General features: G+C 73.2%; 16 protein-coding genes. 6 read left to right on the top strand and 10 right to left on the bottom strand.

Annotated elements, in window-relative coordinates; translation table 11 throughout:
* Positions 1-48: 48 nt before the first annotated feature.
* From ACZ4M8_RS12175 to ACZ4M8_RS12165, 3 genes are all read right to left on the bottom strand, one after another.
* Positions 49-687, bottom strand: coding sequence for a TetR/AcrR family transcriptional regulator (locus ACZ4M8_RS12175; protein ID WP_467606008.1), 639 nt, complete (start codon positions 685-687; stop codon positions 49-51).
* 266 nt (positions 688-953) lie between these two features.
* Complete coding sequence (locus ACZ4M8_RS12170; protein ID WP_467606545.1) at positions 954-1,607, bottom strand: DNA alkylation repair protein; 654 nt, start codon at positions 1,605-1,607, stop codon at positions 954-956.
* A gap of 228 nt (positions 1,608-1,835) precedes the next feature.
* Positions 1,836-3,179 (bottom strand): FAD-dependent oxidoreductase, encoded by a 1,344-nt coding sequence (locus ACZ4M8_RS12165; protein WP_467606007.1) that lies wholly within the window; start codon positions 3,177-3,179, stop codon positions 1,836-1,838.
* Between the two features lie 917 nt (positions 3,180-4,096).
* Here ACZ4M8_RS12165 and ACZ4M8_RS12160 point away from each other — a divergent pair.
* Positions 4,097-7,960, top strand: a complete 3,864-nt coding sequence (locus ACZ4M8_RS12160) for an NACHT and WD repeat domain-containing protein (RefSeq protein WP_467606006.1) — start codon at positions 4,097-4,099, stop codon at positions 7,958-7,960.
* 80 nt (positions 7,961-8,040) lie between these two features.
* Here the strand turns inward: ACZ4M8_RS12160 and ACZ4M8_RS12155 are convergent, their stop codons facing one another.
* Entirely contained in the window at positions 8,041-8,922 is an 882-nt protein-coding gene (locus ACZ4M8_RS12155) for a LysR family transcriptional regulator (protein ID WP_467606003.1), read from the bottom strand.
* A 77-nt stretch (positions 8,923-8,999) separates the two neighbouring features.
* On the opposite strand from ACZ4M8_RS12155, the gene ACZ4M8_RS12150 reads away from it, so the two are divergent.
* Positions 9,000-9,749: a CTP synthase C-terminal region-related (seleno)protein gene (locus ACZ4M8_RS12150; protein WP_467606542.1), complete on the top strand. Its 750-nt coding sequence runs from the start codon at positions 9,000-9,002 to the stop codon at positions 9,747-9,749.
* Between the two features lie 46 nt (positions 9,750-9,795).
* The gene (locus ACZ4M8_RS12145) at positions 9,796-10,791 is read left to right on the top strand and encodes a DMT family transporter (protein WP_467606002.1); all 996 of its coding nucleotides are present in this window, start codon (positions 9,796-9,798) and stop codon (positions 10,789-10,791) included.
* 69 nt (positions 10,792-10,860) lie between these two features.
* Here the strand turns inward: ACZ4M8_RS12145 and ACZ4M8_RS12140 are convergent, their stop codons facing one another.
* The 4 genes from ACZ4M8_RS12140 to ACZ4M8_RS12125 all read right to left on the bottom strand — a co-directional run bounded on the left by ACZ4M8_RS12140 (position 10,861) and on the right by ACZ4M8_RS12125 (position 14,924).
* Positions 10,861-11,988, bottom strand: coding sequence for a pyridoxal phosphate-dependent aminotransferase (locus ACZ4M8_RS12140; protein WP_467605999.1), 1,128 nt, complete (start codon positions 11,986-11,988; stop codon positions 10,861-10,863).
* Positions 11,985-12,914 carry a diaminopimelate epimerase gene (dapF, locus tag ACZ4M8_RS12135; RefSeq protein WP_467605996.1) on the bottom strand — a complete coding sequence of 310 codons (930 nt, stop codon included), beginning with the start codon at positions 12,912-12,914 and terminating at the stop codon, positions 11,985-11,987. The genes ACZ4M8_RS12140 and dapF overlap by 4 nt, the downstream gene beginning before the upstream one ends.
* A gap of 137 nt (positions 12,915-13,051) precedes the next feature.
* Complete coding sequence (locus ACZ4M8_RS12130; protein ID WP_467605994.1) at positions 13,052-13,756, bottom strand: 2OG-Fe dioxygenase family protein; 705 nt, start codon at positions 13,754-13,756, stop codon at positions 13,052-13,054.
* A gap of 97 nt (positions 13,757-13,853) precedes the next feature.
* Positions 13,854-14,924, bottom strand: coding sequence for an iron-containing redox enzyme family protein (locus ACZ4M8_RS12125; protein WP_467605992.1), 1,071 nt, complete (start codon positions 14,922-14,924; stop codon positions 13,854-13,856).
* Between ACZ4M8_RS12125 and ACZ4M8_RS12120 the strand changes: the two genes are divergently transcribed.
* Complete coding sequence (locus ACZ4M8_RS12120) at positions 14,923-16,968, top strand: AfsR/SARP family transcriptional regulator (RefSeq protein WP_467605990.1); 2,046 nt, start codon at positions 14,923-14,925, stop codon at positions 16,966-16,968. The genes ACZ4M8_RS12125 and ACZ4M8_RS12120 overlap by 2 nt on opposite strands.
* Positions 16,969-17,148: 180 nt before the next feature.
* Positions 17,149-17,670, top strand: coding sequence for a hypothetical protein (locus ACZ4M8_RS12115; RefSeq protein WP_467605988.1), 522 nt, complete (start codon positions 17,149-17,151; stop codon positions 17,668-17,670).
* 33 nt (positions 17,671-17,703) lie between these two features.
* Here ACZ4M8_RS12115 and ACZ4M8_RS12110 read toward each other — a convergent pair whose 3' ends face one another.
* Together ACZ4M8_RS12110 and ACZ4M8_RS12105 are read right to left on the bottom strand one after the other, a co-directional pair.
* The gene (locus ACZ4M8_RS12110) at positions 17,704-18,603 is read right to left on the bottom strand and encodes a CPBP family glutamic-type intramembrane protease (protein WP_467605986.1); all 900 of its coding nucleotides are present in this window, start codon (positions 18,601-18,603) and stop codon (positions 17,704-17,706) included.
* A 950-nt stretch (positions 18,604-19,553) separates the two neighbouring features.
* Positions 19,554-19,712 carry a hypothetical protein gene (locus tag ACZ4M8_RS12105; protein WP_467605984.1) on the bottom strand — a complete coding sequence of 53 codons (159 nt, stop codon included), beginning with the start codon at positions 19,710-19,712 and terminating at the stop codon, positions 19,554-19,556.
* Between ACZ4M8_RS12105 and ACZ4M8_RS12100 the strand changes: the two genes are divergently transcribed.
* Positions 19,711-20,472, top strand: a complete 762-nt coding sequence (locus ACZ4M8_RS12100) for a bestrophin-like domain (protein WP_467605983.1) — start codon at positions 19,711-19,713, stop codon at positions 20,470-20,472. The two genes, ACZ4M8_RS12105 and ACZ4M8_RS12100, sit on opposite strands and share 2 nt — an antisense overlap.
* Positions 20,473-20,575 lie beyond the last annotated feature (103 nt).

Raw genomic sequence — 20,575 nt, 5'->3', positions numbered from 1 at the left:
AGGGCGGGAGGCTGCGGCCTCCCGCCCTTCGCACGCGTTCCGCCGGGTTCAGCCCGCGGGCGGCGCCGGGCAGTCCGGCTCGTGCTCCGCGATCAGGCGCAGGGTGTCCTCCAGCCCGCGCACCAGCAGCGCGCAGACCGTCTCGCGGGGCAGCCGCTGCTCCTCGATCCAGTGCAGGGTGACGCCCTCGACGCCGCTCAGCCAGCCGATCAGCGCCGTGCGGGCGAGGACGGGCAGATCGTCGCGGCCCCAGGCGCCGCGGGCGAAGGCGGTGAGCATCCGGGCGCGGGCCGTGTCGCGGAGCGCCTGCACCTCCGCGTCGAAGCCGACGCCGCCGGTGATGATCGCCCGGTAGGCGGCCTGGTGGTGCTGGGCGTAGCGCAGATAGCCGTCGACGGTGCGGCGTACGCGGTCGTAGGTGGGCAGGCCGGGGGTGGCGTCGGCCCGTTCGGCGAGCTGGGCGACGGCGTCCTCGATGATCGCGAGGTAGTAGCCGCGTTTGTTGGTGAAGTAGTAGTAGATCAATCCTTTGGCGACGCCCGCGTGCCGGGCGATGTCGTCCATGGAGAGGGCGTCGTACGAGGTGTTGGCGAACAACGTCCGCCCGATGGCTATGAGTTCCCGCCGCCGCGCCTGCGAACGTTCGGTGCCACGAGCGTTCCGCCCACGCTGCTGTGTCCTGTTCAAAGTCTGCCTGTTTCTCCAACTGCCTTATTTTTCCGCAGTATGACACTCCGTCACTTCACCGGGCGGGGCGAGTGACGGGTGCGGTCACCTGCGCTTCGGGGCCGGTGGGCGGGGCCGGGACGGAGGCCGCGGGGACGCCGGAGCCTCGCCGCCGGCGTCAAGGGCTGGAGGCGGCGGGCCCCGCGCGGACGGTCCCCCGCGGCGCGTCGGCGAACCGGGCCCGGGTGCGTGGTGGCCCTTTCGTCCCGGACAGCCGTCTTCGCAGGTCAGGCCGGTGTCGTACCGCCTCGGCGGCGCACCGCCTCGGTGATCCAGACGGGTGCGTAGGGAGACGTGCAGCCCGGGGACGTCGGGTAGTCCTTGAGGACCCCCAGGTGCTCGCCGATGGCGAGGGCGCGTGGCCGGTGGGCGGCGTGCTCGATGCCGATATGGGCCAGGCAGGTGTTCATCGCCCACTGGAGCCGGTCGGGGGCGTCCGCCATCCGCGCCTCGATGACGTCGAGCAGTCCGGGAAGGTCGAGGCCCTCGGGCTTCTTCACGACGCGTTCGGCGGTCAGCGCCCAACCGGCGCTCGCCACCACCGGATCGGCGTCGGCGGACCAGACCAGGCGCAGCTCCTCGGCGTGCGGGCTCTTCTTCACCACGTAGTTCACGAACCAGTCCTGCACCTTGGGGGTGCGGGCCTGGCGCAGCATGGCGTCCAGTTCGTCGCGGCCGAACGCCTTCGGGCGGCAGATCAGGAGGGCCAGCAGCCGCGCCGCGGTGTCGTCCGTCTCCCACAGCCGGCGGGCGAGGTCCTGCTGTGTCTTCAGCCGCTTCGCGAACGCGCGGAGCTTGCCGAGGTTCACTCCGTGGTCGTCGCCGTGTTTCGCGTTCACCGCGCGGGTTTTCGGGTCGTCGAGTTCGGCCAGTTCGGCCATCACCTCGGCGAGTGTCGTCCCGGCCACGTCAGCCTCCCGTCCGTCACGTACGTACGGAATGCACCCTATGCCGACGTTCACCCGCCGCGCCTCGCAGTTCGTCCGCGGTGGGCCGGGAGGCACGGCAGCGGTGGCGGGGAGGCGGCCGGACAGCCGGGACCGGGCCGTGGCCGCGGTGCCCCCGAAGCGGCGCTCCGGGGGCACCAGGATTCCTGGCGTGCGGGGTGGCTACGCGTCGCGCGGCCGCAGCAGCACCTTGGCGAGAATGCTGGGGCGGGCCAGCGCCACCGGGGAGGCCAGGCGGTGGAAGACCCGTACGAACACCCGCACCACGGCCGGGTCGTGGACCGCCAGGCGCAGCAGCCGGGCCTTGTACCAGGCGGCGGCGCGCAGCGGCAGCGGGGCGCGCCGGCCCTGCACCGCGTAGTGCCACATCCAGTCCTCGCTGGTGGACATGGCCCAGGGGATACGGGTGAGCCGGGCGATCCGGCGCTGCAGCCGGCGGGTCGTCCCGTTCAGCTCCCGGCACTTCGTCAGCTCACGGCCCACCTCCACGGCTTCGCGCACGGCGATGTCCATGCCCTGGCCGAAGACCGGGTTGAACGCGCACACGGAGTCCCCGACCGCCAGCAGCCGGTCCGGCCAGCGACGCAGAGCGGCGTAGTCGTACCGCTGGTTGTGGGTCTGCTTGAACTGGTGCAGCGGGGCCAGTGGCGTGGCGTTCTTCAGCAGGGTGTCCAGGTGCTCGTTCTTCAGCGACGCGGCGAAGCGGAGCCAGCCCGCCTCGTCCGTGGGCGGGTGCTGGTTCCCGGCTCCGAAGAGGGTGACCAGCCAGCGCCCGTTGCCGACATCGGCCGCGTAGGCGCCACCGGGCTCGTCGGGAGCCTGGCACATCTGCTGGAAGCCGTGTATGCCCTCGAACGGCTGCGGTACGGCGATCAGGCGGCTCACGTAGGCGAGGTGGGGGTCCACCACCGTCCGGGACGGGGCGGGGTACCCGGCCCGCTCCAGCCACTCCGGCAGCTGGGAGAACCGCCCGGAGGCATCGACCACCAGGTCGGCGCCCTCCACCTGCGCCTGGCGCCCGGCGGTGGCGCCGCTGAGCCGCACACCGGTGACCCGGCGGCCGTCGGCGTCCCAGAGCAGCCCTTCCACCCGGGTGCCGTCCAGGACGGTGATCTGTTCCAGGGCCGTCACCCGGCGGCGTACCGCGGCCTCCAGGGTGTCCCGGTGCACGGTCTGGACCGTGATCCCGGTCTCGGTGGCGGGGAAGGTGCCGGCCACCACCTGGGTGCGGGCCCCGAGACCGTGGTCGATCCGGGGTGCCCCGGCCGCGCTGAGCTCCTCCCCCAGCCCGGGGAAGAACTCCTCCAGGTAGCCGGCCCCTCGGGCCAGCAGTCCGTGGACGTGCCGCGCCTGCGGTGTGCCCGGCCTGCGCCCGTCCCCTTCCGGCAGCCGGTCCCGCTCCACGAGCACCACCTCCCGGAAGTGCTCGCCGAGCACCCTGGCCACCAACAGCCCGGCGATGCTGCTTCCGACAACTACCGCACGCCCCCACCGCTGCGTGAGCATCCCCGCCTTGCCTTTCCGCACATGAAGTACACACGTCGAAGGTCGATTCCGATGTCCACCGCACAGCAAGATCCACTCTTCCGCTGTGCGCGTCCCCTCCGGCCGTGAACGGCCGGTTGCGGGGAGAAGGCCGGCCGCAAGGCGCCGCGGCGAAGTCCCGATGGTCGGCGGGTTCTCCGCGGCGCTGGTCCGATGCGCCCGTGCCGCTGTCGTGATTCAGCCCGTAGAGGCGGCACGCCTCCGGAGCCGTGCCCGTCCGCACGGCGGTCTCCGGTGGCTCTTCCTCGCCACCGGTCCGTCAGCCCGCCGCGCGGCGCACCGGCCGGATCTGTTTGCTCCCGCCGGTGTGGAACTCCCACCGCACCTACATGACCTCACCGTGAGGCCCGTACGCGCGGTCGGCGCGCTCCGCTTCCGGAAGGCCCCGAGGGTCCCTTCGGTGGAGCGCCACAGCCTTGCCGTGTCCGAACGGCCGGCAGCATCCGCTGAGGTCATCGCCGTTTTCCCCGTTCCGACCGCCGCTGCTCGTTGCCGGTCACAGGCCGCCGCTTCCGTGCGGCAGCTGGCCCGCGCCGATCGCAGCACGCAATCAAGAAATCGAACACGGTTGATGATCTTGCCAGCCGTGCGCGGTCCCACACGGCGAAAATACGCCAACAATTGAGCCAGGGGAACCGTCCGTCAGGGAACACAACTCCCCCGGGAACGAGGCCCGGGGGCAGTCCACCCATCCGTAACTTTTCGGCCAGGGTTGACGCCACCCGTCGCCGCACGGCGCCGACCGCCGTCCCCGCACGTGCGCCGGGGGCCTGCCGGCGAACTCCCGTTCCCCGTAAGGCATCGCGGCCTACCATGGGCCGCGCACCGGCCGCGCTCGACGGATTCGGGGGATATACGTGGAAGAGCACCGGGATGCGGTGAAACGCCGTCAGAAACCGGGACCGGACAGGCGCACCGTCGCGCAGATCGCCTGGGCCACGGAGCGCGGCAGCGTGTACCAGTCGGCGGAGAACATGATCGTCGTCAACGGCGGGGTGATCCACCGTCATGAGCACTATCACTCCGGGGGCGAGGAGTACGACCGCGGCCTCTCCCCCGCCTCGGACGACGCGTGTCCCTATCCGGGGCTCCGCCCGTTCCGCAGGGATGAGGCCGCGTGGTTCTTCGGCCGGGAAGCGCTGGTCAGCAAGGTGCTGGACCGGTTCGAGGAGTGCCTGGACGACGGCGTCCCGCTGGCCGTCGTCGCGCCCTCCGGCGCGGGCAAGTCCTCGCTGCTGCGCGCCGGCCTGCTCCCGGCCCTGTCCGAGGGCCGCCTGCCCGGAAGCCGTGGCTGGCCGCAGCTCCTGCTGACCCCGACCGCCGATCCGACCGCGGCGCTCGTCGCCGGGCTGGCCGCGCTGACCGGAGCCGGCCGGACGGCGGTCCGGGAGGCCGCGGCGGCCGGCCCCGGCGCGCTCCACGCGCTGCTGCGCGAGCGGCTCGCACTGCCGCCGGACGGCCGGCTGGTGCTCGTCGTGGACCAGCTGGAGGAGGTGTTCACCCTCGCCCGGGACGAGTCCGGACGCCGCCGCTTCGTGGACCTCCTCGACGGTCTCACCGGTGGCGAGGAGCCCGTGGCCCTGGCCGTCTACGGGCTGCGCGCGGACTTCTACGGCTCCTGCGCCGCCTTCCCGCACCTGCGCGACGCGCTGAGCGGCCGTCAGGTCTTCATCGGCCCCATGACCGACGACGAGGTGCGCAACGCCGTGATCCGGCCGGCGCAGCGGGCCGGACTGACGCTGGGCAAAGGGCTGGTCGATGTCGTCCTGCGCGACCTGCGCGGCGGCGCCGGGCAGGACGGGGGTGCGTACGAGGCCGGCCGGTTGCCGCTGCTCGCGCACGCGCTGCGGGCCACCTGGCGGGAGCGCAGGGGCGACACCTTGACGGTGGACAGCTACCGCGACACCGGGGGCATCGACGGTGCGGTGAAGGCCACCGCCGAGGAGGAGTTCGAAAAGCTCGGCCCGGCCGCGCAGCGGGCGGCGCGGCGGCTCTTCCTCAGCCTCGCCAGGGTCAATGAGAACGGTGAGGTGACCCGGCGCCGGCGCACCCGCCGGGATCTGCTGCTGACCGCCGCCGACCCGGAGGCGGTACCGGAGGTCACCGAGCGGTTCACCCGGGCGCGGCTGCTCACCCAGGGGGTGGAGCGGGGCGAAGGCACCGTCGAGATCACCCACGAGGCGCTGCTGCGGGCCTGGCCCCGGTTGTGGCACTCGCTGACCGGCGCGGGCCCTGGCGGGGAGGCCGTCCGTCAGGAGCTGGAGGAGGCGGCCGTCGCCTGGGAACACGGCGGGCGGAAGGACGCGGCGGCGCTGCACCGGGGGGCGAAGCTGGAGGTGGCCCGCGCCTGGGCGGCGGACGCCGCCCCGGAGGACCTCACCCCGCTGATCTCCGACTTCCTCGACGCCTCCGGGCGGCAGCAGCGCCGTGCCCAGGTGCTCGGCCGCGGCGCGGTCGTCGCCGTGACGGCATTGGCGCTGCTCGCCTCGGGGCTGGCGGTGTTCGCGCTCGACCGCAGCCGCAGCGCCCTGGAACAGCGGGACAACGCGGTCTTCGAGCGGATCACCGCCGAGGCGGACCGGCAGCGCGACGCCGACCCCGCGCTCGCCGCCCAGCTCGACCTCGTCGCGTACCGGATGCGCCCGACGGCCGCGCTGCGCACCCGGCTGACGACCCAGGCGGGGGCCGTGCAGCCCACGACGCTGCCGGAGCGGTTCGGCACCGTCCACGCGGTCGCCTTCGGCCCCCGCGGCGAACTGGCCACCGGGGCGCGGACGCTGCGGTTCTGGGACCGCGCGGACCCGGCGCGGCCGGCCCCGCTGACCCCCGCGCTCGGTGCCGGGAAGGGTGTCGAGGTGCGGCCGGTCGCGTACAGCGCGCGGGGCGGTCTGCTGGCCCGGGGCGGCTCGGACGGCACGGTACGGATCCTGGACGTCTCCGACGCGCGGCACCCGGCGGCGCTCTCGGCTCCGGTGCCGGTGGCACGGGGCCCGGTGTCGGGGGTGAGGTTCAGCCCCGACGGCCGGACGCTGGCGGTCAGCGCCTACGGGGGCCTGACCGATCCCGGCCCCAGCACCGTGCAGCTGTGGAGCGTCACCGATCCGCGGCACCCGCGTCATCTGGCGACCGTGCTGTCGGTCCGGCAACAGAGCGTCTCGTCCGTCGCGTTCAGCCCGGACGGCGCCGTGCTGGCCGCCTCCGGCGGCACCGTCGGCTGGACCGGCGACGCGTCACTGCTGCGGCTGTGGGACGTCTCGGACCCCGCCCGCCCGACCGCGCTGGGCGGCCCGGTCAGCGGCCACACCGGCATCGTCAACCAGGTGGCGTTCAGCCCGACCGGGCACGTGCTGGCGAGCGCCGGCGCCGACAACAAGGTCCTGCTCCAGGACGTGTCGGATCCGCGCCGGCCGAGGACGGTGCGGCAGCTGTCCTTCGACGACCCGGCCAACGCGGTCACGTTCAGCCCGGACGGCCGCATCCTCGCCACCGGGGACCAGAGCGGGAAGATCACCCTCTGGAACGCCGGGTCGCCGGCCCTGACCCGGGCGCTCGGCCCCCCGCTGCGCGGCCACACCTCGATCATCAGCAGCCTGGCCTTCGACGCCACCGGAACGACGCTGGCCAGCGGCAGCGCCGACGGTACGGCACGGCTGTGGCGGCTGCCGCCCACCCTGGCCGTCACGGGCGGCGGGCTGAACGCGGATGTCCTGGCGCTCTCCGCCGACGGACGGCTGCTCGCGGTCTCCGCCGGCACCGAGGTCACCGTCTGGGACGTCTCGGACCCCACGCGCCTGAGACGCCTCGGCGCCCTCCCCCGCTTCCGTACGGTCGTGAACGCGCTGGCCTTCCGGCCCGGAGCGGCCGGCAGGACCGTCCTGGCCACCGGTGAGTCCGGCGGCGGCGTGCGGCTGTGGGACGTCTCGGCGCCGGCCCGCCCGGCGGCGATCGGCGGGGCGCTGCCCGGAGGGCACAAGCCGGTCGGCTCCCTGGCCTTCGCCGCCGGCGGGCACACCCTCCTCGCGGCGTCGGCGGTTTTCCAGGGCGGCTACGACGGCGGCGTACGCGCCTGGGACGTCCGGCGGCCGGAGCGCCCCGCGCCGCTCGGCGGCGGCGAACTGCCCGATCAGCGCCTGCCGGTCCTCGGCACGGCCGCCGCGCCGCGCGGCGGGTACGTCTACACCGGCGACTACTTCGGGAACATCCGTGTCTGGCGCACGGGTGAGGGAACGGTGCCCGCCCTGATGGGCCGGGCCGCGGGCCGGCAGCAGATCTTCGCCCTCGCCGCCGCCCCGCGCGCGCCGCTGCTCGCGGCGGGCAACGGCGACGCCACCGTCCGGCTGTGGGACGTGTCGCGGCCACGCTTCCCGGCCGCCGTGGGGCAACCGCTGGCCGCCGGCGCCATGGTGACCGGCGTCGGCTTCGCCCCGTCCGGCCGATTCCTCGCGGGTGGCACCGCCCATGGGCAGATCCGTCTGTGGGACACCGCCGACCCGTCCCGGGCCACGGCCTACGGGGACCCCGTCACCGGCCACTCCGGCAGGGTCAGCGCGCTGCTGTTCGGCCCCCGCGCCGGGCTGCTGATCACCGGCGGCCAGGACGGCACCGTACGCCTCTGGCAGACCGACCCCGCGCACGCCCGCACCGCCCTGTGCGCCGCCACCCGCCAGGCCCTGACCCCCGCCCGGTGGACGAAGTACGTCTCACCGGACCTGCCCTACGATCCCCCCTGCGGCGCCGGCTGATACGGGTGCGCGGTCGCGGCACGCGGCCTGCCGGAGGTGCGCGGCGGCACGGACGGCGCGGGCGCGGGCCGCTGCGCGCCTCACCTGAGTGACGCGACCAGATCGTCGACGACCGGGGGGCCGCCCGCGAGGTGGAGCGCCTCGACGCGGTGGGTCAGTTCCGGTGCCGTCAGCGGGACGCCGGTCAGGTCCTGCCGCCCGGTGAGGACGGAGCGCGGGAGGAGGCCCAGGCCCTGTCCTCCGGCGAGCAGTTCCGCGTACGTCCGCACGTCGGGGCCGTCGTAGCGCAGGGCCACGCGCAGTTCCGGGCCGTCCCCGAGCACGGCGCGCAGATCCGCCAGGGGGGCGCTCACGTCCGGCGCGTCGATCCACCGGGCGTCCACCAGGTCCGTCAGCCGCAGGCCCGCGCGGTGCGCCAGGGGGTGGCCGGGCGGCAGGGCCACCACCACCGGCTCCCGGCAGACCGGTACGGTGCGCAGCCGGGCCGTCCGGAACGGGCGCAGGGGGTCGTCCGGCAGGGCGAAGCCGTCGACCAGCCCCAGGTCCAGGGTGCCGGTGGCGACGCCCTCCGCGACCGCCCGCCGGGGCAGGGTGCGCACCGTGAACGCGTGGACCCCGGCGCGCCGGGCCACCTCGCCGGCGATCCGCAGCGTCCGCGCGGTGGCCGCCAGCGGACAGACGCCGATGCTCAGTCGGCCGGTGGGTCCGCTCGTCATCCGCTGGATCTCCGCGCGGGCGGTGTTGATGCGCAACAGGATCGGGGCCACGTGGTCCAGCAGCCGGGCGCCCGCCTCGGTCGGGCCGACCGGCCGGCGGCGGATCAGTTCGACGCCCAGCTCCGCCTCCAACGAGGCGATCTGCTGGGAGACCGCGGACTGGGTGTAGCCCAGTTGGCCGGCGGCCTTGGAGAAGGAGCCCTGGGTGACGACGGCCGAGAACGTCTGGAGCAGTCGCGGATCCATCGCATCAGTATCGCTTATCAAGCAATCAGAAACGATCGTTTGAGCTTTTCCCGGGTGCCCTGGATGATTCCAGCGTGCTGACGATCACCGCCCCGCCCGCCGTACGGCCCGCCCGCATCGCGCTCGTCGGCGAACGGTCGGCGGGCGTGCCCGCCCACACCCGTTACACCCCGATGCTGGACGCGCTCTGGCGGCGGGAACGGCTGCTGGTCGACGCGTACTGGATGTCGACCGCCGAGTTGGCGGGCGCGCGGGATCTGGCCGGGTTCGACGGCGTCTGGCTGGTGCCGGGCAGCCCGTACCGGAGCGAGGCCGGGGCGCTGACCGCGGTGCGCACCGCGCGGGAGCGGAACCTGCCGCTGCTGGCGACCTGCGGCGGTTTCCTGCACGCCCTGCTGGAATTCGCCCGCCACGTCTGCGCGATGGACGACGCCGCGCACGCCGAACACGCCCCCGGCAGCGGACGCCCGCTGATCGTCCCGCTCCCGTACGGCCTCGCGGGCCACGAGGCGACCGTGCACATCGAGCCCGGCTCGCTGGCCGAGGAGGCGCTCGGCGCCCGGACGACGGTGGAGCGCTACCAGTGCACACACACCCTCGACCCCCGGTACGCGGGCACCCTGCGCGACCACGGGCTGCGCTTCACCGGGCACGACGACGCGGGCCGGCCCCGGATGGCCGAACTGCCGGGACACCCGTTCTTCCTGTGCACGCTCTTCCAGCCCGAACTGGCCGACGACACCTCCCGGCCGCATCCGCTGGTCCGCGCCTTCGCCGCGGCGGCGGCAGCCGCGGCGAACGGCTCCGCGTCCGGCTCCGGACCGTGACCGGCCCGCCCCACCGCACCACGCCCGCAACCCGAGAGGACCTCAAGTGGCAAATTCCGCAAAAGCCCTTTCCGACGTGCCGGCCAAGTCGTGGGTTCCGCATTTCGTCGTCTGCTCGATGATCTGGGGGTCCGGATTCGCCCTCATCAAGATCGGTGTCCAGGCCGGGATCGCCCCGGGCTGGGTCGCCTTCTGGCGCTGCTTCTTCGGCGCGCTGGTGCTGTGGGCCCTGGTGCTGGTACGGCGGCTCGACATCCCGCGTGACTGGCGGCTCTGGGGGCACGCCCTGGTGGTGGGGACGGTGCTCAACGCCTTCCCGTTCACCCTGTTCGCCTGGGGCGAGCAGTACATCAGCTCGGTCACGGCCGGGGTGTGGAACTCCACCATCCCGCTGTTCACGCTGGCCTGGGTGCTGATCATGCTGCCGGACGAGAAGCCGACGCTCCGGCGGCTCATCGGCATCGCCACCGGTCTGGTCGGTGCCCTGGTGGTGCTCGGGGTGTGGAACAGCGGGCAGTCCACGCTGCTGAAGGGCAGTCTGATCTGCCTGGTCGCCACCACCTCGTACGGGCTGGGCTACACCTACACCCGCAGGTTCCTCTCCCATGCGGACGTCCCCGCGATCACCCTGTCCGCCATCCAGGTCGGCTGGGCGGCCCTCGAACTCGCCCTGTGCGCACCGCTGCTGAACGGCGCGCCCCACTGGGGCGGTTGGGGGGCGCTGGCCGCCATGGTGCTGCTCGGCAGCATCGGCACCGGCCTCGCGTACATGTGGAACCTGTCGGTGATCCGCGCCGTCGGCTCGACGGTCGCCTCCACCGTCGCGTACCTGACGCCGCTGTGGGCGGCGATCGTCGGGGTGTTCTTCCTCGACGAGTCGCTGGGGTGGAACACCGTGGTGGGCGCCCTGCTGATCGTCAGCGGTGTGCTGCTGACCCGCACCTCGCCGTCCCGGCCGGCTCCCGCACCCGAACCGGCCGACGGGCCGGAACCCGCGGGCGACGGGGCGCGGTCCGTGGAGGTGGATCCGGCGAAGCCCTGAGCGGGCGGTGCGAAGGTCCGGGCGGGACGCCCGCAAAAGGCGTCCCGCCCGGACCGCTCTCATCCGCTCTCATCCGGTGGACGCAGCGGCCCGGTCCGGCGGAGCGGCCGCCGGACCGTCCGGCAGCAGGACGGTGTCCAGCCGCCGCAGGCCCTCGGCCACCGTGTCGGTGTCGCGGGCGAAGCCGAGCCGGAAGCCCTCACCGGAGCCCATGGTCTCCCCCGGGGTCAGCAGGACACCGACCTCCAGCGCCCGGCGGCACAGTGCCAGGGACGGCTCGCCCGTCCGCAGCCGCACCCAGGCGAACGGCGCCCCCTCCGGCGGTACGAGCCGGACGGCCCCCGGGTGCCGGGCCGCCCACTCCTCGACGAGCCGCCGGCCCGGGGTGCACAGCCGGTGGTACTCGCGTACGTACTCCTCGTGCCGGTCCAGCGCCGAGCAGGCCAGGGTCTCGCAGAGCACGGAGTTGGCTATCGAGGTGAGGAACTTGCGCTCCGCGCACGCCGCCGCCACCTCCGGCGCGCCGTACACCCAGCCGGTCCGCAGCCCCGCCAGGCCGTAGGTCTTGGACAGGCCGGAGACCGAGACCACCCGGTCCTGGCCGACGGCGGCGGAGCGCGCCAGGTCGATCTCGTACTCCTCGTCGACCAGCAGGTAGGCGTCCCGCTGGGCGGCCAGTGCGGCCAGGGCGCGCAGTTGCGGCTCGGGGATCCGGCGGCCGGTGGGGTTGCAGGGTGAGTTCAGCGCGATCAGCCGGAGGTTGTCGCCGGCGGCGGCGGTCACGGCGGCGGCGTCGACGGCGAGGTCCGGTCCGTACGGCAGGACGGTCACGCTCGCGCCGAGCCGGCCGGGCAGGTCCAGGAGCGGCTGCCAGCCGGGGTTGAACGCGATCACCTGGTCGCCGGGGCGCAGCAACACGTCGAACAGCAGGAACAGCGCCTCCTGCGCGCCGTGGGTGACGGTGACCGACTCGGGCCGCCCGCCGTACAGGCCGGCTATCCGCTCGCGCAGTTCCACGGTGCCGCGGTCGCTGCCGTAGCCGAGCGTGAGGGCGGTGGGCACGGTCAGGTCGGAGAGGCTGCGGCTCGGTACGTAGCTGTTGCCGAGGTCGATGTCGTAGCGGCCCGCGGAGTCGACGAACGTCCAGCGGGCGATGGAGTAGGGGACCTCGGCCGCGGTGGCGGCGGGGGGCGTCATACGGCGGCCCCGTGCGCGGGCGCGGCGGCGGGCCTCGCGGGGGCCGTGTCCGGGGCGGGTGGCAGTCCGAGGCGGGCGCGGAACCTCGGTGCCAGGTCCCCGGCGGCGACCTCCTCCACGGTGCCGGCCAGGGTGACCGCGCCCCGCGGGTCGATGGCCGTCTCGACGGCGCCGCCGGGCATGTGCACCCGTACCTCGCGGTCCACCAGGCCCAGGGCGTGGGCCGCGCTCGCCGCGGCGCAGGCGCCGGCGCCCGAGGCCATGGTGTAGCCGGCCCCGCGCTCCCAGATCTCGATCCGCACCTCGCGGCGGTCGAGCACGTGCAGGAAGTGCACATTGGTGCGCTCGGGGAAGGCCGGGTGGCCCGCGATCAGCGGCCCCAGTTCCTGTGCCGACGCGGCGGACACCTCCGGGAGCGGGACGACGGTGTGCGGGTTGCCGTTGTTCAGACAGCTGACCCGCAGGCGGCGCCCGGCGACGTCCAGGGGCCGGTCGACGACCGGTCCGGCCAGGCCCTCGGCGGGGACGTCCGCGGCCTCGAAGGTGGGCCTGCCCATGTCCACCCGGACGAGGCCCGCGTCCGGGTCGTCGATCCGTACCGCGGTGTCCCCGACGGACGTGCGCAGGACGAAGTCCCGTCCCCCTCCGTGGTACCGGGATAAGTACAGGGCGAAGATCCGCAGGCCGTTGGCGCTCTTGCCGCAGGCGCTGCCGTCGGAGTTGAAGGTGCGCAGGACGACCGGCTCGCCGGCCCGCACCGCGCCGGCCGGCCCCAGGAGCACCCCGTCGGCGCCGACTCCGAAGTGGCGGTCGCACAGCAGCCGCACGGCCTCCGGTGTGGCGGGCGGACCGGGCAGGTCGTTCCGCAGCGGATCGACGACCAGGTAGTCGTTGCCCAGGGCCTGGTACTTCACGAAGTCGTGCATGTGCCACCCGCTTCCGCTCGTCGCTGCTGGCTTCCGGGGATCGTGGCCGTGTCCGGCCGGGTGCCGTCCCGCGCTCGGGGCCGGACACCGGCGTGGCGGTGTGCGGCCCCGAACGGTTCTTCCCGCGGACGGTGCGGCTAGTTCGCCGACGGCTCCGGCCCGTCCTTCAGGGCCGACTCGTCGTGCTCGTCGCCGTACCACTTCTCGCTCCAGCGGGAGAAGGCGACGATGACGATGTCGCGGTGCCCGGGACCGCCGTCGGCGGAGAGCACGTCGGTGACGTCGTGGGCGATCGCGCGGTCGTCCAGCAGCACCGCCTGCCCGGCCTCCAGGGTCCCGTTCCAGAACGGCTCGGCCGCGCCGGGCTGCCAGAGCCGGGTCAGCCCGCCGGCGACGTTGTTGCGCCGCAGGACGGCGATCATCACGTATTCGTGCCCGTCGTGGTGGACGCCCTCCGGGGTCAGCGGGCCGGGCTTCTCTCCCGTCGCCCGGGTGCGGTTCTGGTGCACGTTGATCTGCCAGTCGTCGCCGGTGTCCAGCGGGAAACCTTCGGCGCCGGCCCGGATGATCGGCGTGAAGTCCGCCTCGATCGGCAGATATTCCCGGCGGATACCGCCGCCGACCTTGTTGAACTTCTTGTACGCGGTGTAGTCCCGGTGCGGCAGGAGTTCGAAGGACCAGCCGGCGCTCTCCGTATGGCTCATGCGGTACTGGGAGAACCGCTTGTACCGGGTGCCGTTGCCCATGTAATCGTCGACCGGGCAGTTGTCGTAGCTGTCCAGGAGGTCCTGCTGCGCCGCCGGGATGTCGATGAGGGAGAAACGCTGAGCGGTCAGTGGCATCGGGGCCGACTCCTTACCGTAGAACGAGTTCCGCGAGATCTTGCCGGGGCTTTCCTTGCCGGTCTTTTCCGGCGGGCGGTCCAGGTGTGGTGGCGCGTCACCTGCTGCCCAGCGGTACGGCGTCCCGGGCGCCGTTCTCCCCCGCCGTGTCACCGGACATCCGCCCGGAGACCTCGGCCAGCCGCTCGTCGAGATAGCGGGCCGAGGAGTTGAGCCGCCACAGCGCTCCGCGGGCCATCCCCCGCCGCATGTACTCCGACGGTGCGGACGGCTTCACGATGTTGTGGAACCAGCCCGCCGCGTGCTGGGAGTCGACGGTGATGTGCAGACGGTGGTAGACGATTCCCACGTCCGGCAGGCCGAGGCGCTCCCACGCGCCCACCACCTGCACGAAACGGTCCGGCACCAGCCATTCGGTCATCCCCAGGAATCCGACGGCCTCCGGATACCGGTGGCGGTACCGGCTGAGGAGTACCGCGAGATTTCCGCTGAGGAGAGCGGTGGCGGTCAGCGACTCCTCCAGTTCCTGCTCGGAGACGTCGAAGACATCGAATATCTTGTTGAACAGGTGGGTGTGGACCTCACCGGGCTTTCCGTTCCCCATCTCGTCCCAGAAGTTTTCCGCGATCTCCATTTTCGCCGGCCCCGCGGTTCCCACCTGCATCAATGCCAGCAGATCGTCGAACCGGCCGTCGACCACGGACTCCTGGATCATGTACGTGCGTACGTCCGCCGCGGTCGCGTGATTACGGATGAAATCCATGTAGTACGGGTGCTTGAAGACCCGGTGACTGCGTGCCTGCCGCTTGAGCCAGGAAAGGAACTGGCCGGATTCCGCGGGCATGTCGTCCAGCAGCGCGGCGTCCAGCTGACGGTCCTCACCGCGCAGCGTCGCCTGCTCCAGCGAGCGCGTCACCTCGTGGACCGCGAGGGACCCCTCCGCGGTCGGCGCGTCCGGGATACGCAGGATCAGGTGGTGCATACGGGACAACAGAAGCTGCTGATGATAAAAGCTCTCCGCGTCCCCGGACAATGCCCTTTCGTTGAGTTCCGTGACCGCTGCCAGTATTCGGTCACGCTCCTTCCCCGCGAATGCGCGGTCCACCTCGTCGGCAGGCTTCGACAGCCAGCCGGATATTTCCTCGACCAGCGCGAACGAGTCGTACATGATCTCAACCCTTCGGTTTCGTGCAGCACGTTACGGAAGGTATCCACGGCGATTTACGGCCAAATCCATGCCGTACGGGGTACGGCCGCAAATCGACTTGTACCGCTTGGCGATCACCGGATGTATAAAGACTCGCAGGTGCTTGTGGCATCTGCGTTGCGGGGCGGTGGCGCGAGTTCTCGCCACTACGAGCCCGAACGCCGCGATCACGGAGAGTCGTCGACAGGAGGCGCGAATGGTGACGCAAGGGGAAGGTTTTGAATTCCTTTTGCTCGGTCCGCTGCGCGTGCTGTACAGAGGGCGGGAAGTGCCCGTGCCGGCCCCGAAGTTACGGATAATCCTGGCCTCGCTGCTGCTCCAGGCCAATCGCATGGTTTCGGCGGATGAACTGGTCACCCACCTGTGGGGCGAAAGTCCGCCCAAAGGCGCTCACATCACGCTGCGTTCCTATGTCATGAGATTGCGCCGGGTCCTGCGTCAGAACTCCGACGAGCGGCTGGAGCTGATCCGGACCGCGTCCGGCGGCTATCTCGTGACCGCCGACGACTCCCAGCTCGACCTGCTGCGTTTCCGCTCCACCCTGACGGCGGCGCAGCGCGCGGGCGCCGACGGCGATCAGGTGCGCCGGAGCGCGCTGCTGCGCGAGGCGCTGGATCTGTGGAACGGTCCCGCCCTGTCGAACGTCCCCTCCGACCCCCTGCACCGCGATTTCGTCCCGGGGCTCACCGAGCAGCACGACAGCGCGCTGGAGCAGCGCATCGACCTCGACCTGGAACGCGGGGCACACCGTGAGGTCGTCGCCGAACTCCACGACGTGGTGCGGACCTCACCCTGGCGGGAACGTTTCTGGGCGCAGCTGATGCTGGCGCTCTACCGCCAGGGCCGCCAGGCCGAGGCGCTCGACGCGTTCCGTCAGGTCGGCGAACGGCTGCGGAACGAGCTCGGGATCGCCGTCGGCGCGGAGCTGGGCCAACTGCACCAGCAGATCCTCACCAACGACCCGGCGCTGGATCTGTCCGTCCGCGCCGCCCCGGCGGTGCCCGCCCGGCCGCCCACCGGCGCCGTTCCCCATGAACTTCCCGCGGACATCTGCACCTTCGTCGGGCGCTTCGGTCAGCTGAGCCGGCTGCAGGAGCTGCTGACCACCGAGGAGCGGCGGCTCACCGGAGCGCCGGTCCACGTGGTGGACGGTATGGCGGGCGTGGGCAAGACCGCCTTCGCCGTGCACCTCGCCCATCAGCTGGCGCCGCACTTCCCGGACGGCCAGCTCTTCGTCGATCTGCAGGGTTTCGCGCAGCCCAAGCGGCCCGTGCAACCGGCCGCCGTGCTGAAGCTCGTGCTGCGTTCGCTGGGTGTGCCCGGTCCCGAGGTGCCGCCGAACGAGAGCGCGCGGGCCGCGCTGGTCCGCAGCCTGATGTGGGACCGGCGGATGTTGCTGGTGCTGGACGACGCCGAGGACGAGGCGCAGATCCAGCCCCTGCTGCCGACCGCGCCCGGCTGCCGGGTGATCGTCACCAGCCGCCGCCGGCTGGCCCGGCTGGACCACGCGCGGCTGATCACCCTGGACGTCCTGGCCCAGGCCGAGGCGTCCCAGCTGTTCACGGCGGTCGTCGGGGCGTGCCGTATCGAGGCCGAGCCGGTCCAGTTGGTCGAGTCGGTCGTCGAGCACTGCGGGCGGCTGCCGCTGGCCCTCAAGCTCGCCGGCGCCCGGCTGCGGGCCCGCCCCGGCTGGAATCTGAGCCACTTGGCGGAACGTCTCTCCTCGGGCCCTTCCGCCGGGGCCTACGGTGTCGCCCGGTCCCTCCAGCTGTCGTATCTGCGGCTGCCCGTACCGCAGCGGCGCATGCTGCATCTCCTCGCGCTGCGCCCGGAATCCGACATCGACATCAAGGCCGCCACGCTGCTCGCCGGGATCACGCCCCGGGAGGCCGAGCCCCTGCTGGAGAGCCTCGCCGACGCCAACCTCCTCCAGGAGCCGACGCCCGGCCACTACCGGCTGCACAAACTGGTCCAGGCGTTCGCCGCCGGCCAGGACGGTCCGTGAGCCCCGCGGCGGCCTCTCGGAGCGCCCGACCGGCAGCCGCTGACGCGCGCGCGTGCGCGGCCCCCGCGGCGCTCCCCGCGGCCGTGGCGGCGGCGGCACAGCACGGCTGAACGGGCGGAACGGCGCCCCGCCGGGCCCCCGGCGATCCGGCGGACCACACCGCCCGGGGAGAATCGCCCCATGCGCCTGCCTCGTACCCGTCCGCTGTCCGCCACCGTCCTGACCGCTCTGGCCGTCCTGCTGTCCGGCTGCGCGGACGGACGGGCCGGCGGCTCCGGCGGGAGCGCCCGCCCCTGGGAGCCGGACGACGCGTTGCGGCGCGCCCATCGCGCGCTGGACACCGCCGCCGACGACGGTACGGAGGCGGAAATCGCCGACTCGGGCACCTCCTACATCGGCTCCGGTCTGGAGAGGTCCTTCCCCGCGCACGCCGGGCAGTCGTACCGGTTCGAGATCACCTGTGACACCGACGGGGTCGTGGAGCTGACCCTGACGCTGTCCCGGGGCGAGGAGGAGCAGCCCTACGGGGTGGAGTGCCGGGACCGCGAGGCGGATCATTTCCACCTCCCGGCGGGCAAGCCCTTCACCGCGCGCGTCGACCCCGACGAGCACGGCACGGGACTCCTCGCCTGGCGCCTGCGCGCCCTCGCCCCCGGCGAGGTGGACGGCTGCGACGACGACATCGACGGATGCGAGGACTGAACGGACCCGCCCCCGTCCGGGCGCCCGGGAGGCTCACGGACCGGCGAGCGGCCCCCGGTACCCCAGCCGCCCCCGCGTCGTCAGGAGCAGGACGACGGCCAGGAGCCCGAAGACGGCGTCCTGCACGACCTCGTACCGCAGGGAGTCGGCGACGCCGGGGAAGAGCACCGGCAGGAGGGAGGCGTTGAGGAAGGTGTGGAGCAGGACGGCGACGGGACCGCTGCCGTCCGTGTGGTGGTAGACCCAGGTGAACAGGTACGAGACGACGACCGTGAAGACGAGGAAGACCAGGTAGGGGACGAGGAGCCCGGCCGGGCGGGATCCGGCGTGGTGGTAGCCCCGGATCAAGAACAGCGGCAGATGCCACAGGCCCCACAGCAGGCCCAGGACGAAGGTGCCGAGCGCCGGACCGCAGCGCTCCTCCAGGCGCGGTGTGGCGAAGCAGCGCCATCCCGGCTCCTCCCCGAGCGGCCCGCCCACCAGCAGCACGGCGGCGAACCCGGCGGCGAACCCGCCCAGCAACCCGGGCGTGGGGCGGAACGCCGCCGCCGCGCCGGGCAGGGGCAGCACGCAGAGCATCAGCAGGGCCGGGACCCCGGCCAGGACCAGCAGGTACCAGCGGATTCCGGCGCGCCAACGGGTCAGGTCGCGCAGGAGCGCCCGCACGCCGGTGCGGCCGCCGGTGGCCGCGGTCACCACGAAGGCCGCCAGAGAGGGGCCGAGGAACGGCGCGGCGCACATCCACGGCACCAGCGGGAGCCGCAGGACGAGGATGCCGACCAGTTCGTAGCTCCAGGCCGGGACGAAGGCCAGCGCGAAGAAGCCGAGCAGCGGCCGCCTCCGGAGCGAGCGGACCAGCGGCCCGGGGCGGGGCGGTGACGCGGTGCCGGTCAGGACCACGGCGGTCTCCTCGATCAGGTGCGGACGTCGCACTCCACGCTCCACGGCAGCGGCCCTTCGCCGGTACCCGTCCTTGGAGGGATACACCGGAGCGGATCCGTCCTCCGGTAGGAGGGGCGCCCCGGCGGGGCGCCTGTCGCGTTCGTCCCCGTCGCGTTCGCCGTCGCGTTCGTCCCTCTACCCGCGGGTCGGTGCCGTCGCCCTCTCCACCCACCATCACCGGCGCCCAACGCCCCTGCCGCACCGGCGGGTTCGACCCGTCACACCACGGACGGCGCCGTGCCTGCCGGGGCGCCGACCTGCTGCGGGGCCGGGCCGTTCCCACGTACGTACCCTGATCGGACGTGTGCACTATCCGCTTTTCCCACCATTGAGGGAACTCGTTGATCTTCGCGGCTGGAGCGGCCGCGCGTCGCGCAGACTCTGCCCGTGTGCCAACTCCACGGATTACCCCGGTCGATAACCGGCCTCACCACTTTCCTGCTGCTCGCCGGGGGCATCTCGGTGCCGGTCCTGGTCTCCTCCGCGGCGGCTGATCAGACACGTCCCACCGGCGGCGACGCTGTGCACCGTACGTCGGGCGGCCCCGGGCACGGCGGGGAACACGCCGCCACCGGCCGCCACTCCGCCCATGCCTCCTCCGGCGACGCCACCGCGCACGCCGGGGACGGCGGGGCGTACGCGTCCGACGGCGACAGCTGCGCCTACGCCGGGACGTGGCCGCCCGCCGGGATACCGGCCGGCTTCCCGATGCCGTCCGACTGGCGCTTCCCCTGTGCGCGGCCGACACCCACTCCCCCGCACGAGCCGTCACCGCGGCCCCGCCCGACGAAGTCCGCCCCGAGCCCCGCCCCCGCGACCCGGGCGCCCGCGCGGCCGCCCGCACCACCGCCGCCGCCCGCACCGCCCCGTCCGGCGCCGCCCGCCCCCGACCCTCAGCGTCCCTCGCCGGCTCCGGCCGCCTCCCCGGCGCCTCCGCGCAGTTACGCACCGGCGGTGCACGCGTCCGCCGGCGGGAGCTCGATGGTGACCCGGACGCTGCTGATCACCACCCCGGCCGTGCTGGCCGGGGTCGCGCTCCGTCCCCGTTCGCGCCCCTCGTCCGGTTCCGCCGGACGCCGTTCCTCGTAGGAGATATCCATGTCCCAATGGCTGGTACTGGCGATCGCCATGGCCGCTGCCTGTGGCGTCGTCCTGGCCATCACGGTGCTCAAGCAGCGCCGCATCGGTGAGGACGACGACCCGTCCGAAACCCCTGACGTCATCGAGTACATGACGATGATGGTGGGCGTCGTCTACGCGATCGTCCTGGGTCTGGCGATCGCCGGGGTCTGGGAGGCCCGGGGCGCCGCGGAGGACACCGTGCGTACCGAGGCGCAGGCCCTGCACGAGATCAGCGAGCGGGCGCGGGTCTACGAACCGGCGGTGCGCGACCGGATCCGTACGGACGTCGACCGGTATGTCACGTACGTGGTGCGCGAGGAGTGGCCGGTGATGGCCGACCGGGGTGAGGTGACCGAGCGCGGCACCGCGTTGCTGGGGAAGATCCGCGCCGACGTCACCGATCACCGGGCCCGTGACGCCTTCGAGGAGCAGTCCTACCAGCCGCTGACCGATCAGGTCGCGGTGGCGGACGGGGCGCGTAACGCCCGTGCGGACGCGGCCGGTTCGACCCTGCCGTCCGTCGTGTGGTTCGGGCTGATCACCGGTGCCGTGGTGACCGTCGGGCTGATCTTCACCCTGCAGATCCGGCGGTCGGGCAAGGAGCTGCTGATGGCGGGTCTGTTCAGTGCGCTGATCGCGTTCTTGCTGTTCCTGGTCTGGGATCTCGACGCGCCGTTCAGCCGCGGGCTGGCCGCCGGGGTCGACTCCTTCACCGCGCTCTTCCCGCACGCGGGCTGACCGCACGGCGACACCCTTCCGCAAGGCGCCCGGCCTGGGCTTTCCGCTCAGGCCGGGCGCCTTTCGGCGTGCCGGGGCCCCACGGGCCGGTGGTGCGGCGCGG

The organism is Streptomyces sp. NPDC027185 (genome assembly GCF_055567035.1).
The sequence above is the reverse complement of the archived record's forward strand: the minus strand, read 5'-3'. Positions and strand labels throughout refer to the sequence as shown.

Excerpts from the sequence above, each read along its gene's own strand:
- ACZ4M8_RS12155 (WP_467606003.1), bottom strand. The coding sequence starts at position 8,922 with ATGGATCCGCGACTGCTCCAGACGTTCTCGGCCGTCGTCACCCAGGGC.
- ACZ4M8_RS12165 (WP_467606007.1), bottom strand. The coding sequence starts at position 3,179 with ATGCTCACGCAGCGGTGGGGGCGTGCGGTAGTTGTCGGAAGCAGCATC.
- ACZ4M8_RS12115 (WP_467605988.1), top strand. The coding sequence starts at position 17,149 with ATGCGCCTGCCTCGTACCCGTCCGCTGTCCGCCACCGTCCTGACCGCT.
- ACZ4M8_RS12125 (WP_467605992.1), bottom strand. The coding sequence starts at position 14,924 with ATGTACGACTCGTTCGCGCTGGTCGAGGAAATATCCGGCTGGCTGTCG.
- ACZ4M8_RS12140 (WP_467605999.1), bottom strand. The coding sequence starts at position 11,988 with ATGACGCCCCCCGCCGCCACCGCGGCCGAGGTCCCCTACTCCATCGCC.
- ACZ4M8_RS12120 (WP_467605990.1), top strand. The coding sequence starts at position 14,923 with ATGATCTCAACCCTTCGGTTTCGTGCAGCACGTTACGGAAGGTATCCA.
- ACZ4M8_RS12170 (WP_467606545.1), bottom strand. The coding sequence starts at position 1,607 with ATGGCCGAACTGGCCGAACTCGACGACCCGAAAACCCGCGCGGTGAAC.
- ACZ4M8_RS12100 (WP_467605983.1), top strand. The coding sequence starts at position 19,711 with ATGTCCCAATGGCTGGTACTGGCGATCGCCATGGCCGCTGCCTGTGGC.
- dapF (WP_467605996.1), bottom strand. The coding sequence starts at position 12,914 with ATGCACGACTTCGTGAAGTACCAGGCCCTGGGCAACGACTACCTGGTC.
- ACZ4M8_RS12130 (WP_467605994.1), bottom strand. The coding sequence starts at position 13,756 with ATGCCACTGACCGCTCAGCGTTTCTCCCTCATCGACATCCCGGCGGCG.
- ACZ4M8_RS12105 (WP_467605984.1), bottom strand. The coding sequence starts at position 19,712 with ATGGATATCTCCTACGAGGAACGGCGTCCGGCGGAACCGGACGAGGGG.